At 59.2% G+C, this 14,373-nt stretch carries 12 protein-coding genes and 3 pseudogenes; 9 read left to right on the forward strand and 6 right to left on the reverse strand.

Going from position 1 to position 14,373, the window contains the following annotated elements; all coding sequences use genetic code 11:
• Both LQ220_RS20970 and LQ220_RS20975 read right to left on the reverse strand, forming a co-directional pair.
• Window positions 1-274, reverse strand: a 274-nt coding sequence (locus LQ220_RS20970) for an AMP-binding protein (RefSeq protein WP_354958352.1), incomplete at its 3' end; no start/stop codon positions are given.
• Window positions 275-1,147: a VOC family protein gene (locus tag LQ220_RS20975; RefSeq protein WP_230190062.1), complete on the reverse strand. Its 873-nt coding sequence runs from the start codon at window positions 1,145-1,147 to the stop codon at window positions 275-277.
• Between the two features lie 389 nt (window positions 1,148-1,536).
• On the opposite strand from LQ220_RS20975, the gene LQ220_RS20980 reads away from it, so the two are divergent.
• The 5 genes from LQ220_RS20980 to LQ220_RS21000 all read left to right on the forward strand — a co-directional run bounded on the left by LQ220_RS20980 (window position 1,537) and on the right by LQ220_RS21000 (window position 7,355).
• Window positions 1,537-2,772 (forward strand): acyl-CoA dehydrogenase family protein, encoded by a 1,236-nt coding sequence (locus LQ220_RS20980; RefSeq protein ID WP_230190063.1) that lies wholly within the window; start codon window positions 1,537-1,539, stop codon window positions 2,770-2,772.
• Between the two features lie 45 nt (window positions 2,773-2,817).
• On the forward strand, window positions 2,818-3,585 hold the full coding sequence (locus tag LQ220_RS20985; protein WP_176592417.1) for an SDR family oxidoreductase: 768 nt from the start codon (window positions 2,818-2,820) through the stop codon (window positions 3,583-3,585).
• A gap of 45 nt (window positions 3,586-3,630) precedes the next feature.
• Window positions 3,631-4,383, forward strand: coding sequence for a dienelactone hydrolase family protein (locus tag LQ220_RS20990; protein ID WP_176592416.1), 753 nt, complete (start codon window positions 3,631-3,633; stop codon window positions 4,381-4,383).
• 96 nt (window positions 4,384-4,479) lie between these two features.
• Window positions 4,480-6,861, forward strand: a complete 2,382-nt coding sequence (locus LQ220_RS20995; RefSeq protein WP_230190064.1) for a TonB-dependent receptor — start codon at window positions 4,480-4,482, stop codon at window positions 6,859-6,861.
• Window positions 6,862-6,968: 107 nt separating this feature from the next.
• Window positions 6,969-7,355 (forward strand): VOC family protein, encoded by a 387-nt coding sequence (locus tag LQ220_RS21000; RefSeq protein WP_230190065.1) that lies wholly within the window; start codon window positions 6,969-6,971, stop codon window positions 7,353-7,355.
• An 89-nt stretch (window positions 7,356-7,444) separates the two neighbouring features.
• Here the strand turns inward: LQ220_RS21000 and LQ220_RS21005 are convergent, their stop codons facing one another.
• The 4 genes and pseudogenes from LQ220_RS21005 to LQ220_RS25105 all read right to left on the reverse strand — a co-directional run.
• Window positions 7,445-8,236 (reverse strand): helix-turn-helix transcriptional regulator, encoded by a 792-nt coding sequence (locus LQ220_RS21005; RefSeq protein ID WP_176592413.1) that lies wholly within the window; start codon window positions 8,234-8,236, stop codon window positions 7,445-7,447.
• Window positions 8,237-8,282: 46 nt separating this feature from the next.
• Entirely contained in the window at window positions 8,283-9,041 is a 759-nt protein-coding gene (locus LQ220_RS21010) for an FCD domain-containing protein (RefSeq protein ID WP_230190066.1), read from the reverse strand.
• Window positions 9,042-9,291: 250 nt separating this feature from the next.
• Entirely contained in the window at window positions 9,292-9,726 is a 435-nt protein-coding gene (locus LQ220_RS21015) for an IclR family transcriptional regulator C-terminal domain-containing protein (RefSeq protein WP_230190067.1), read from the reverse strand.
• Window positions 9,727-9,897: 171 nt separating this feature from the next.
• Window positions 9,898-10,197 (reverse strand): annotated as a pseudogene (locus LQ220_RS25105) (helix-turn-helix domain-containing protein); the annotation flags it as partial.
• On the opposite strand from LQ220_RS25105, the gene LQ220_RS21020 reads away from it, so the two are divergent.
• The 4 genes and pseudogenes from LQ220_RS21020 to LQ220_RS21035 form a co-directional block, all read left to right on the forward strand.
• On the forward strand, window positions 10,146-10,931 hold the full coding sequence (locus tag LQ220_RS21020; protein WP_176592410.1) for a fumarylacetoacetate hydrolase family protein: 786 nt from the start codon (window positions 10,146-10,148) through the stop codon (window positions 10,929-10,931). The pseudogene LQ220_RS25105 and the gene LQ220_RS21020 overlap by 52 nt on opposite strands.
• 4 nt (window positions 10,932-10,935) lie before the next feature.
• Window positions 10,936-11,879 (forward strand): annotated as a pseudogene (locus LQ220_RS21025) (acetaldehyde dehydrogenase (acetylating)).
• Window positions 11,876-12,904: a 4-hydroxy-2-oxovalerate aldolase gene (dmpG, locus tag LQ220_RS21030; RefSeq protein WP_230190068.1), complete on the forward strand. Its 1,029-nt coding sequence runs from the start codon at window positions 11,876-11,878 to the stop codon at window positions 12,902-12,904. Before LQ220_RS21025 ends, dmpG begins: the two are co-directional and overlap by 4 nt.
• 218 nt (window positions 12,905-13,122) lie before the next feature.
• Window positions 13,123-14,367 (forward strand): annotated as a pseudogene (locus LQ220_RS21035) (IS701 family transposase); the annotation flags it as partial.
• Between the last annotated feature and the right edge of the window lie 6 nt (window positions 14,368-14,373).

Consider the following 14,373-nt stretch of genomic DNA (forward strand, 5'->3'; position numbering starts at 1 on the left):
GCACCGCGAAGAACAGCTCGAAATGCCGATGCGTGTTCCACGCCAACGAGCTTACGCGATCGCCAGGTGCCACGCCTAGCCGGACAAGCGCATGGGCCGCTTGGGCCGCGCGCGTCCAGGCCCCTGCGTAATCATAGCGCCATATCGGCTCATCCACATTCTTCGACACGATCTCACGGTCGCCGTGCGCCACCGACGCAAAACGCAGGACGTCGGCAATATTCAGTTGAGCATTCTGCATCAAGCCCGGCAGCACGTCTTTCTCCTCGATCATTCAGACGGGCTGAAACTCGTGACCCCATTCGCTGATGCGATCGTGGATCACCGGCTTCCAGCTCTCCTCGTCATCGATCCTGAGGCCGAAGCATCCGACTTCCACGGCAAAGTTCGACGGAGTTTTTGCGTAGAAAGACAGCATGCGATCGTTCGAATGCTGTCCTAAAGTGATCATGATGGGTATTCCTGCCGCCTGCATCCGCTCATATGCCCGGCCCACGTCGCAAACGTCGCGCATCTCGATCTGGAAATGGTTAAGCTTGCTGCCGTCGCCCAAGCCCTCAGCAAAGGCGATCGAATGATGGCGCGGGCTGGTGTGCAGGAACGAGGCATGCATCGTGCTGCCGTCGGGCAGCGGCTGATAGATATAGTCGGACAGGCGCGCGAACAGCGCCTCGCGCATGAACTTCTCGTCGCCCTTGTGATCGCTCGAATGGAAGGCGGCATGGCCGAGCCCCTGATCGCCCGTCACGAAACCATGCGGGACCTTGTCCGAAACGAATGGGGTTTCCGCATCTTCCAGGCCCAGCGCGATCTCGTGCCGAGCTCCGACGGGCCCCACGAAATGGAAAAACCGGTCCACCTTCCGTAATCGGGCGGAGGCCTCGTCGCCATCCTGCGTCGCAATACCAAGGCTCCCGAGGTGCGCACGCAGATCGTCGAATTCCTTCCGGCCATCCGCCTCCCAGCCGACCCAGGCGATGTCGTCGGCAGCCCCTTCCACGAAGTGAAAACGCCGAGCCTTCTCGTCGATCCGGCAGAACAGCCCCTCGTCCGACCGCTCGACGTTGAGACCGATCAGGTCTGCATAACGCTCCCATCCATCCAGATTCGATACCTCAAAGCCAAAATATCCAGTCCCGATCGACATAATCTCTCTCCAACAGCCGTATCGAACGCGAAGCGCCCCCCGACAATGATGTCGTTGCTACGCGGCCATCCAAATGCTGGTCGGCAGCCTCGCGCCGGCTTCCGTCAGACAACTCACATTCCGATATGTTCGTCATAGCGTCGCTCCAGGCTGGAGACACTAAGCGAGCCGGTCAAAACATATCGGAAACCCGCCATTAGCAGTGCCACCACATCTGTTTGGCGGGTTTCCAATAGAATTTGGCCGGATGCTGGGATGGCAGGCGATCTGCATTCGATAGAGTTCTGCTCATGAGGCTTAGCCAGAACCGAGTGGTGGCTGACGCTTCGAATGCGGAGCGGGCTTCGGTCACTCTAAATGACCGACCAATAGTGAGAGGATGAACGATTATGACCAGTGCTTCGGTCCGGCCGGTGATGGATAGCGAGAGCGGTGCGGACGCTTCATCCACCTTTCTAAGGCAGATCGACGAGATCGTCCCTATACTGAAAGCCAATGCCGCCGAGACGGAAAAATTGCGGCGCCTGCCCGACGCGTCCATTCAGGCTTTGACCGATGCGGGGGTTTTCCGGGCGGGCATGCCCAAGCGCTGGGGTGGAACGGAAATCGATCCCGTAACTTGGTACGAGGCGGTCGTCCGCATCGGTACTGCCTGTCCTTCTTCTGCCTGGATTGCCGGGGTCGTTGGCGGTCATTCGTGGCATGCCGCGATGTTCCCGGATGAAGCCCAGCATGATTTGTGGGCGAAGGGCGAAGACGTGCGGATCGCCACCTCCTTCGCGCCGACAGGAAAGGTCGAGCGCGTCAAGGGCGGCTTCCAATTGAGCGGCCGCTGGAAATTCCTGAGCGGCGTCGATCATTCGGAATGGATCATCGTGGGCGGAATCGTGCCCGATGACGGCAATGGTCCCGAATATAGAAGCTTCATGCTGCCGGCGAGCGGGTTCGCGATCGATCAGGACAGCTGGCAAGTCGAAGGGTTGCAGGGGACGGGCAGCAAGGAAGTCGATATTGACTGCTTCGTTCCTGAATATCGGACGCAGACCATTGAGGAAGTGTACAACGGCACCGAGCCGGGCAAGGTGCTGAATACCGGACCGATTTTTCAACTGCCCTGGCTTTCCAGATTTTCCTACGCCGTGGCGATGCCGGCGGTCGGCGCACTGCAAGGTGCGATCGATGCCTTCATCGAAGACAATCGCAGCCGGGTCTCTGCCTTGACTCACAAGGCCGCCGCCGAAAACACGACACTGCATGTCCGCCTAGCCGAAGCATCGATCATTGCCCGCGATACACGCGCGCGGATCGTCACGACCTGGAGTGACATGTACGAAACGGTGAAGGCGGGCGGCCAGATTTCCGCCGAAGCCAGGGTCCGTTGCCGGTTTGAAGGCGCCTATGCGGTGGCGCAGTGTCTGGACGCTGCGATGAAGATATTCCAGATCAGTGGCGGCGGCGTGATGGACAAGAGCAAGCCGTTCCAGCGCTATCTCCGCGACATCATGGGCATGCGGAACCATCCGTTCAATGTCTACGAGACCTGGGCGCCGCTTCACTCCTCCGCGCTGTTGGGATCGCCGCCAGCGCCGCCGCTCATGCGCCACAGCATGGGATGTCTCCTCTGAGGAAAGGCTGATCGGGTCTGGCCATGGCTACGGATTGAACTGTCAATGAGCGAGCTTCATCTGAAGGGCAATGTCGCGCTGATAACCGGAGCCTCGGGCGGCATCGGCGCTACCGTCGCGCGATATGTCGCGGATGCCGGCGCAACAGTCGTCGCGACGTATGCGGACGCGGCGGATGCGATGCAGTCATTGTCGCGCGAAATTGGCGAGGCAGGCGGTGCGTGCCACGCCGAGCAACTCGACCAGCGTTCGCCTGAGAGCATAAGCGCGCTGGTGGAGGTCATCCGGCAGCGGCATGGCCGGCTCGACATTCTGGTCAATAATGCGGCCTGGAACGTCGCTGTGCCGTTTGGCGATCTGGACGCGCTTTCGGTCGATATCTGGGACCGAATCCTCGAAACCAACTTGCGCGGCCCCTTCCTGCTGGCGCAGGCGTGCGCGCCTCTATTGAAGGCCGATGGTGGTGGGCATGTCGTGAACATCTCGTCGATCGGCGGCATCACGCCCATCGGCAGCAGCATTGCCTATGCGTGCAGCAAGGCGGGGCTCAATCACCTGACGCGCTGTCTGGCGGTCGCTCTTGCTCCGGATGTCGCGGTGAATTGCATCGCGTCGGGCCTGGTCGAGAACACGCGCATGGCAGACCGCGCCATGGATGCCGACGCCCAGAAAGCCGCTCGGGCGGGGACATTGTTGGGAACGGGTGCAACTCCCGAGGACATTGCCGCCCAGCTTCTCGCCTTCCTTAGGTCGAGGTCGATCACCGGACAGACCATCGCAGTCGATGGGGGGGTGGCTGGCGCGATGCGTTAAGCGCTCCCCGAAATCACACGATAATTACGAACAGAGGATCGGAAAATGGCGAAAACGGACGAGGAGTTCGACTATCAGGACGGCGACATTACCTGCAAGGGGCGCCTTGTGCTTCCGTCAGGTAATGATCCGCGCCCCGGCGTGGTCGTGTTTCCAGACATTATGGGCATTGGCGAACATTCCCTTGGCCGAGCGCACCGCCTGGCCGAGGAATTGGGCTATGTCGCATTGGTAGCGGACGTTTATGGCAACGGGATCTTTCCTGGTTTCCCCGATGCGCAGGATGTTGTCGCCTCGTGGATTTCGAAACCTCGCGATCTCGCCCGGCGCGCGGCGGCGGCGCTGAATGCCCTAAAACGCCACCCGCGCTGCAACGGCCATCTGGGTGCCATCGGCTTCTGCTTTGGCGGTGCGACCGTTCTTGCACTCGCACGCTCGGGCAACAGCGATCTTCGCGCGGGCGTGAGCTTTCATGGCGTACTGGCCACGCCGGAGGCTGCGGCGCCAGGCGCGGTAAGCGCAAAGCTGCTGGTCTGTCATGGTGCCGATGATCCCTTTGCGGGGGAAGCTCCGCTGATGGGATTGGGTGGCGACGTGAAATCAAAAACGCTTGGCGAGTTTCTTGAGGAAATGTCGGCCGCCGGCGTTGATTGCCAGGTCATCGCCTATGCCGGGATCGTCCACGCCTTCACCATACCGCATGCCGACCAGTTCGGCACCGAAGGCGCGAAATATGACGAGGTCGCCGATGCGCGATCATGGAAGGCAATGGCCAGCTTTTTCAATGAGGTCCTTTGAATAAGCCGCGGTGGCAGTCGACCGACAAATCTCACTAAATCAGATATATAGCCCGGCATGATCGATGTCCGGCTAGCAAAATTGGGGAGAGGGAACATGAAAACTTACCGTTCAGGCTTGGCATCGAACTGTGTCCGAGTTCTTGGAATTGCGCTATGGGCAAGCGCCAGTCCATCGTTCGCTCAAGATACGACAGCCGCTGAGCAGGAAACAGTCGACCAAACAGGTGTCGGCCTCGGAGACATTGTCGTCACCGCTCAGCGACGCGAACAGAATCTTCAGAATGTCCCGATCGCAGTCAACTCGTTCAATGCGGAAGCAGTGGAAACGCGCCGCATCACCGACATTCAGAGTCTGAGCACCAGCGTTCCAAGTCTGAGCATCAACTCTCTGTCCAAATCGCGCATGAATCCGTCGCTGCGTGGCGGGTCATCATCCCTGGCTTCAGCCGGAGCAGAGCAGGCCGTTGGCCTCTTCATCGATGACCAGTATTTCGGTGGCGCGGGCGACTTCGAGATCGATCTATTCGACATTGAGCGCATTGAGGTTCTTCGCGGACCGCAGGGTACGCTGTTCGGACGAAATACTACCGGCGGCAGCATCAACGTCGTGACACGCCGTCCCACTCAGACAATGGAAGGCAAGGTCGAGGCCACGATCGGCAATTATGATGCGATCGAGGCGCGCGGCTACGTCTCCGGGCCGCTGGCCGGCAATCTCTACGGCTCGATTGCTTTTTCCTCACGTGAACGGGACGGCACCTCGTTGAACCGGACCACCGGAAATCATATCGAGGACACCAATCGGACGTCCTTCCGCGGCAAGCTTCTGTGGGAAGCCAGCCCGGACTTCGATATAACCGCGACGGTCGGTTATAGCCGCGCAAACGAACTTGGTGGCGCCCGCGATGCAATCTTTCCGAACGTACCCGTCACAAACCAGGATTTGATCGATCTCGGCTTTGTGCCCGACAATGATCCGCGCGTTGTCCAGCAGTTCAGTGACGGCGGATATAAGAGCCGCCAATGGACGGGAAACTTGCGGGCCGAATACAAGCTTCCCAACGCATCGCTGCTTTCGGTTACAACCTATCGGAATTTCAAGAGTCACGAAGTCGGGGCTTCGCTCATCGGTACGCCTTCACCGACGTTTGAGCTGGCGGAGCCTCGGTCCGTCGAATCCTTCTCGCAGGAACTGCGTTACACGTCGACTTATGACGGACCCTTTAACTGGGTAGGGGGACTTTATTTCTTCTCGTCCGACGAGAGGCGTAATATCGACGTTCTTTCGGCATGGGATGAGCAGACATATACCGGCGTCTTGCAATCGGCCACCTTTTGTCCACTTCAGGATCCTACGGATTTCGAAAATGGGATCGTCACGCCTGCCTGCATCGCCACCTTCCCGGGGCTATTCGGCCCGAACCGCTCATTCGTGAATGAACGGAATCGCACGACGAGTTACTCGGCTTATGCCGATGGCAATTTCGAACTGTTCGACGGTTTTACGCTGCTTGGCGGCCTGCGCTATACCCACGACAAGAAGCGGTTCAACGCGACAACCGGGGGCGATCCGGAGTTTTTCTGGAATCCGCCAGTGTCGGCTGACATCAACCCTGCGACCGGTCTGCCCTTCACCGGCCAGACCGTTGCGAACAGCAAAAGCTGGGAAAAGCTGACCTATCGCGTCGGGTTTCAGTACAAGCCGACCAGGAACATCATGATCTACGGCACCCGCGCCACCGGCTTTCGCAGCGGTGTTTTCGACGCGGCCCAGTCCGATGCCGTATTGGTCGGGCAACCCGTGAACCCCGAAACGGCGACCAGTCACGAACTGGGATTCAAGAGCCGCTGGCTGAATAACCGGCTGCAATTGAATGTCGCGGCGTTCAATGTCGAATATACCGACCTGCAGTTCTTTTTCACATCAGGCGGCTCGTCTCTCACAACCAATGCTGGCAAGGCGCGGGTGCGCGGTATCGAGGTGGAGGCGGTTGCCGCTGTGACGGACTTCCTCACTCTTTCGGCCAATTACAGTCATCAGGACGGCACATCCTCGGGCATCCCCGCCGCAGCCGAAATCGCACCGGGCACGCCGCCGCAAGGGACGATCCCCAACACCTATATGATAGCAGCCGACTTCGAATATCCCTTCGGCAATGGCGATAGCTTCATCGCCCATGTCGATTTCACCCATAAGGATCCTTATGGCTTGGAATTCAACGATGCCCCGCAGTTTGTGTCGAGAACAAAATCACTCGTGAATGCCAGCCTCGGATACAAGCTGTCGTCCGGATGGGAGTTCTCGATCTGGGGGCAGAATTTGACGAACGAAAATATCGTCATTTACGGCAACGACTTCTGGTTCGCTTCATACAGCTTGGGGGCTGCGCTGGCTAATCCGGAGGTTTTCGGAGCGTCACAGCCCCGCTATGCGGCACCACGGACTTATGGCGCCACCATCCGGTACAATTTCTGAGAGCAGTGGCAAAAGGGCGGGGCAAATAGCGGTAATATTGACCGCGACTTGCCCTGGCCCATCGAATGAACAGCTTACGGAGCGATACGACGATGCCAGGCACAAGCATGAAGCTCAATCACCTCAGCTTTCCGTCCAACGATGGCCTGGCGACGGCTGAGTTCTTTATGACGTATCTGGGTTTTACCCTGTCGGCGGAGGTTGGAGGCTCCTATGTCCTCAAATATCCGGGATTCGATGTGGTGATCGATAAGGCCGAGGGGTATACGCCCGATTGGCCACAAAATTTCCATATTGGTTTCGAACTGCCCAGCGTCGAAGCCGTCCGTGATATGCATGACCGCTTCAAGGCTGACGGCGTCCATATGGAAACTGGCGTCTTCAACAACAACAGGGGCTCGCGCTTCTTCTGCCGTGCGCCCGGCGGTGTGATGTTCGAGATCAATACCCGCGTCGACGCCGCTCCCGAATATCAGGGGACCTTCGACAACTGAGTTCGGCTAGATCGCTCAAGTGCCTGTTCATGATCGGATCGGCAACGCGAGGTAGAGCGAGGTATATCAATGTGTCTGTCTAATATCGGTCAATGCTCGGTCAAGAACTTCATCGGCGGCTTTCCCACGGTCTTACGAAACATCTCTGTAAACGCACTTGGGCTGTCATAGCCAAGAAAGTAAGCAATGGTCTGGACGGCTTCGCCCTCGCCGAGACGTTGAAGCGCCAGCAGGATGTGGAGCTGACGCCGCCAAACACCGAAGCTCATCCCCGTTTCCTGCAAAAAAGTCCGCTGGAATGTGCGTTCGCTCATCCCGATTGCTTTGGCCCATTCGGAAACCGTCCTCCTTTCGGAAGGGTCAACAATCAAGGCGTCGGCAACCCTTCGCAGCTTTGGGTGCTCAGGCATCGCCACCTGTCTAGGGCCGACTGGTGTTCGCGCGAGCTGGTCGATGAGCGCCCTGGTCAGACGGGCATGGGGACCATTGACATTGATGCGTTCCGGCAGGTTCGACATCTCGAATATCAACTCTCGCATCAATGGCGGGACATTCAAGGCCCGGGTGCCTGAAAATGGCAGATCCAGGAAAGAGGATTTGAGATACAGGCAATGCAGCTCGACTTCGCCCGTGCTGCTCATGCAATGTTCTACGCCAGCCGGTATCCATATCGCGCTTTGCGGCGATACCAGCCAGCGGCTTTTTCCGACATCGAATGTCGCCATGCCCCGAACAACCAGAAGAAGCTGAGCCTCATCATGGCTGTGGAGATCCTCCGTGTAACCAACGGCTACAAGGCGCTTTGCGGAAATTGCTTCGACCTGACGCTTTCGTCCTTCGATAACAACATTCCTGGTAGTGATTGTCTCCTGTAGACTCATGGTCCCTGCATGATCCTCTCACCCTCCTGTTGTAATTCACTCAATCTCATTTCGTGAAATAGCTCAGTATTCCTTCCAGATGTTCGGCCGAAAAGGCTTGCGCCTTCTCGATATTTCTCGCGATGACCGCTTCGAAGATATTCTTGTGCTCCTCATCAACCGTTCTGAGGATAGGGGCCGCACGCTTGAACGTCACCCGCCTGTATCGGGCGGTGTGTTCGTAAAGATCCCGATATAGCTGGAGAAGACGAGGCGATTCACACGCCGAAACAACGGCCATGTGGAATTGGTCGTTCTTTTCGTCCCAGATCGAGTCCAGACGAGAAATTTCTTCCTCGCCGTCCCGCGCGATCGCCGCCGCGAGACGCTTTTCGACATGCTGAAGCTCGTGATAGGCGCCGACAACCGCGCTTTCCCATGCGTCGCCGCCGAAGCTGATCGAGCGGGCAATGGCCGCGCCTTCGAGCAACTTGCGAATGAAGATCAGATCCTGAAGATCGTCCTGCGAGACCGGCGCTACTCGAAACCCCTTCCGGCCTTCCTGCGTTACGAGCGCATTTCCCGCAAGCTGGGTGAGCGCCTCGCGAACAGTGCTCAGACTTGTGCCATATTTGTTCTTGAGCGCTATGGTGGACAGTTTCGAGCCAGGCGCAAGCATCCCGGACTGAATGTCGGCTCGGATCTGTTCATATGTCCGCTCGGAAAGCGTCTTGGCGTCCACCTCGGCCACGATACGGCCCGGCAACCGGATGCCATTTCTATCAGCCCGGCCTGAAGTAATACCGAACGCAACATCATCGGCCATGAAACCGAAACTCCCTCTCCACTTGCATGCGCAGCGCGCGATTTTCGCATCACTGTCTTGATCCATGCTGGCGTGCGATCTTGCTGATCCGACCCGGCATGTCGATTTATCGATAACATCCATCTGAATCGATAGATTGTCAATCCATGGGCGCCCGCCAGCATCTGGATGGCGCCCTTAGCAAGACGCAATGTCACCCGATGATAGTCCGCTCAAAGCCGCTTTCAGCTTTTCCCATCGAATGCGGGACTCAGACCGTCTCAACCCATAAACGCCGCGCAATTTGCTCTGATGTTTGCGTGAGCTTTCGAAGCAGGGCGTCGTGGGATTTCTCAAACTTCCGCTGATCGATGCTTGAGACGGATAGAGCCAGCGTAGCGGAGCGATCGGGTTGCAAGATGGGGACAGCCAGGCAGCAAAGATCGGGAGCGATCTCGCGATCGTCGATTGCATAGCCCGAGGCTCTGACGGTTTGCAGATGTTCGCGAAGCGCGTCCGGATCAACGATAGTATTTTGCGTCAAGCGCACGAAAGGTCCGCCGGACAAATAGCGTTGCCGGTCCGCCTCGGACAGATAGGCAAGCAGCACCTTGCCAATGCCGGAACAATAGGATTCGAGCTGCATGTCTTCGCGGGTGAGCAAGCCGTCGTCGACACGCCCTTCCTTGACCAGGTAGGTCGTCATGTCTCCTTCCAGGACGCCCAGATGGACGGTATGCCCCACCGATTTGGCAAGTTTCCGTATCAGTGGTCGTGCAATTTCCGCATGAATGTGATGAGGATCGACCGATGCCAGCATATGTAAAATCCGGGGCCCGGCGACATAATGGCCTCGTCGACACGCGCGCAATTGGCCAAATTCCTCAAGAGACTTGACTATACGGTAGACAGTCGCGCGCTTGAGGTTGAGCTGTCGCCCGATTTCATGCGCCGGTCTGCGCCCTTGATCGAGAATGATGCACTCGAGGAGGTCCAGCGAGCGATCGAGCGAGTTTAGCCTGGGTGTACCTTGTCTCATTTCGTGAGTTATACGGAGTAAAGCGTGATTGAGCCAGCGCAGACTCCTTATTACGTCGACTAGCGATATCTTGTTTAGGAGTGACGATGGTGAACACATCCATCTGGAACGATCTGGCCGCGCGGCTTCGCGAGGCATATGCCGGTCAGGCAATTCCCCCGATGCGCGATGACCTCGATCCCCGTGATGTAGAAGCAGCCTATGCCATCCAGGCTATCAACACGCGCTTTTGGGAAGCGGCGGGACGCCGGATTATCGGGCGCAAGGTCGGGCTGACAGCGAAGGCGGTGCAGCAGCAACTCGGCGTCGATCAGCCGGATTTCGGTGTCCTGTTCGAGGATATGGAATTGCCTGATGGCGATGCACTGCCATCAGGCAGGCTACTCCAACCGAAAGCGGAAGCCGAGGTCGCGTTTGTCATTGGCGACGATTTTCCAGCCCACACCGTTACCCGCGAGGAGCTTGCGGCGGCGGTCGAGAGCGTGGTTGCAGCCATCGAGATCGTCGACAGCCGGATCGCGGACTGGAAAATCACCTTCGCCGACACCGTCGCCGATAACGGTTCTTCCGCGATGTTCGTTCTTGGCAAGGACCGCAAGCCGCTTGCCGGGCTGGACCTTTGGACATGCGGCATGGCGCTGGAAGTCAACGGCGCCGTGGCCTCGCTCGGTGCCGGTGTGGCCTGCCTCGGTCATCCGCTGAACGCGGCGACCTGGCTGGCCAACACGCTGGCCGAACGCGGCGAGCCGCTGCGCAAGGGCGATGTCGTGCTGACGGGCGCGCTCGGTCCCATGGTGGCGCTGCAGCCGGGCGACAGCGTGAAGGCCACAATTGGCGGGCTCGGCTCCGTCGGTTTCACTTACGAAAGCTAGGATTATGGGCACGAAGACGAAAGTCGCGATCATCGGCTCGGGCAATATTGGCACCGACCTGATGATCAAGGTCATGAGACTGTCCGACACGCTAGAGATGGCCGCGTTCGTGGGCATCGATCCCGAATCCGACGGGCTGAAGCGGGCCCGGCGCATGGGCGTGCCAATCACGCCCGGGGGCGTGGAAGGCCTGATCGCCATGCCGGAATTTTCTGAGATCGAGATCGTGTTCGATGCGACGTCGGCCGGGGCGCACAAGCATCACGATTCGCTGCTGCGCGCGGCGGGCAAGCGCGTGATCGACCTGACGCCTGCGGCCATCGGCCCCTATACGATCCCGCCCGTCAACGGCAGCGCCAATCTCGACGCGCCCAACGTCAACATGGTGACCTGCGGCGGGCAGGCGACGATCCCGATCGTCCACGCGATCAACCGCGTCGCCAAAGTGCATTACGGCGAGATCGTCGCGTCCATCGCGTCCAAGAGCGCCGGGCCCGGCACCCGCGCCAATATCGACGAGTTCACCGAAACCACCAGCCAGGCAATCGTCGATGTCGGCGGAGCGACGCGGGGCAAGGCGATCATCGTGCTGAACCCGGCCGAACCGCCGCTGATTATGCGCGATACCGTCTATTGCCTTGCGAGGACGGCGGTCAGGCGTTAATCGCGCAATCGGTCAAGGACATGGTCGCCCAGGTGCAGACTTATGTTCCCGGCTATCGGCTGAAGCAGGAGGTCCAGTTCGAGCATATCGGTTCGAACCAGCCGCTACGCATTCCCGAGATGAACGGCGAGTTCACCGGGCTCAAGGTCTCCGTCTTCCTCGAAGTGGAGGGCGCGGCCCACTATCTCCCGGCCTATGCCGGCAATCTCGACATCATGACGTCGGCGGCGCTCAGGACCGCCGAACGCATGGCGGCCAGAATGCATGAAGGAAGCGCGGCATGAGCTTCGATCCGACCACCACCAAGCTCTATATCCAGGATGTCACCCTGCGCGACGGGATGCACGCCATCCGCCACCAGTACGGGTTGGACCACGTCCAGGCGATCGCCAGGGCGGTTGACCGGGCGAAAGTCGATGCCATCGAAGTCGCGCATGGAGACGGGCTGTCGGGTTCCTCGTTCAACTACGGCTTCGGCGCCCATACCGATTGGGACTGGATCGGCGCGGTGGCCGAGGTGCTCGAACATGCCGTCCTTACTACCCTGCTGCTGCCTGGCATCGGCACGATTCATGATCTCAAGCATGCCTATGAGCTGGGCGTGCGCTCGGTGCGGGTCGCCACCCATTGCACCGAAGCTGATGTCGCCAGGCAGCATATCGAATACGCGTGCGGGCTTGGTATGGACGTGTCGGGCTTCCTGATGATGAGCCATATGTCGCCGCCCGACGCGCTCGCCGGCCAGGCCAAGCTGATGGAAAGCTATGGCGCGCATTGCGTCTATGTCACCGACAGCGGCGGGGCCATGTCGATGGACGATTATGCCGCGCGGCTCCAGGCCTATGACCGGGTGCTCAAGCCGGAGACGCAGCGCGGCGTGCACGCGCACCACAACCTTTCGCTGGGCGTCGCCAACAGCATTGTCGCGGTGCAGAACGGCGCGATCCGGGTCGATGCCTCGCTGGCGGGCATGGGCGCGGGAGCGGGTAACGCGCCGCTCGAAGTATTCATCGCGGCCGCCGACCGGATGGGTTGGAACCATGGCACCGATCTCTACGCGCTCATGGATGCGGCGGAAGAACTGGTGCGTCCGCTGCAGGACCGCCCGGTACGGGTTGACCGCGAAACGCTGACGTTGGGCTATGCCGGCGTTTATTCCAGCTTCCTGCGTCATGCAGAGAAGGCGAGTGTGGAATATGGCGTCGATACCCGCGCGATTCTGGTCGAACTTGGTAAACGCAAAATGGTCGGTGGCCAGGAAGACATGATTGTCGATGTCGCACTTGATATGACGGCCAGGAAATCGTGATGAGTTCGGAAATTCCGGAAGGGCACATCGCCCATATAAAAATAGACGAACGTTACTTTCGCCGTGTCCTCGGTAACCATCCAACCAGCGTTTGTGTTATAATATCTGGTGACGAAATGCGCCGGCCAATTACTTAGCACTACTTTGGCAGGTTGAGGGAACCGACTGGAATCGTCGTTGATTCTCGTGTGTCAGTGTAGGCTGACGGATCAACGGCGATGGTGGTGGACGAGGGCTGGCGGATTGATCTGGAGCGATGGCTTGAGCCTTTTCTGGCGGGGCTTTCGCATCCAGCGCGGCGCAGAATGTGCCCGCTTTATATTGAAGGTCTGATCGGTCCGGGTGACCGCAAGAGCGTTCAGCCGATGGCCGCACGGGCTGGCGATGTCGGCTACGACCAGCTTCATCATTTTGTTGCCGCCGGGGTGTGGGATAGCGTTCCGCTCGAGGCGGCGTTGCTGAAGGAAGCGGATCGGTTGGTCGGTGATCAGGCGGGTTTTCTCGTTATCGATGACACGGCGTTGCCGAAGAAGGGGCAGCACTCTGTTGGTGTCGCCCCCCAATATGCGTCGTCGCTCGGCAAGACGTCCAACTGCCAGTCGCTGGTGTCGGTGACGCTCGCCTCGCGCGAGGTGCCGGTGATGGTGGGTCTGCGGCTCTTCCTGCCCGAGAGCTGGACGGATGATGCGGAGCGCATGACACGGGCGCGTGTCCCGTTGGATCGACAGAAGGCTCTGACGAAGCCCGAGATCGCGATCGAGGAGATCGATCGTATCATTGCTTCTGGAGCACGGTTCGGCTGCGTGCTTGCCGACGCGGGATATGGATCGAGCGGCCCATTCCGTCAGGCGCTGAGCGAGCGCGGCCTGCTGTGGGCAGTCGGGCTTTCGCGACGTCAGAATGTCTATCCGGCCGATGTCGGCCTGGTCTTCCCCGTCGCCAAGACCGGCCGACGCCGACAATATCACATGCCCGACCAGCCTTCGGTCTCTGCCGAGTTGATGCTGTCCAGCGAAAAATGGCGGAAGATCAGTTGGCGGCGCGGCACCAAAGGCCGACTGGCATGTCTCTTCGCGGCCCGTCGCGTCCGTATCGCGGAAGGGCATAAGCACCGAATGCTCGACAATCGCATGCAATGCATGCCGGGTGACGAAGTCTGGCTCGTCGGCGAGCGGAGATCGACCGGAGAGCAGAAATACTACGTGTCGAACTTGCCGGCCGACGCCACGCTCAAGGCACTTGCCGCCGCAATCAAGGCTAGGTGGATCTGCGAGCAGGCGCATCAGCAGCTCAAGGAGGAACTGGGCCTCGACCACTTCGAGGGTAGATCCTGGACCGGCTTACATCGACACGCCTTGATGACGATGATCGCCTACGCCTTCCTTCAATCCCGCCGCCTCCAGGCAGCGGGGCGGAAAAAAAAGAGTCGGAGGACCGCCGCCGCAACCGAGCATGCCAGCCGTTAGACA

Origin of the sequence: Sphingobium sp. CECT 9361, from assembly GCF_918741285.1 — a bacterium.
GTDB lineage: Bacteria > Pseudomonadota > Alphaproteobacteria > Sphingomonadales > Sphingomonadaceae > Sphingobium.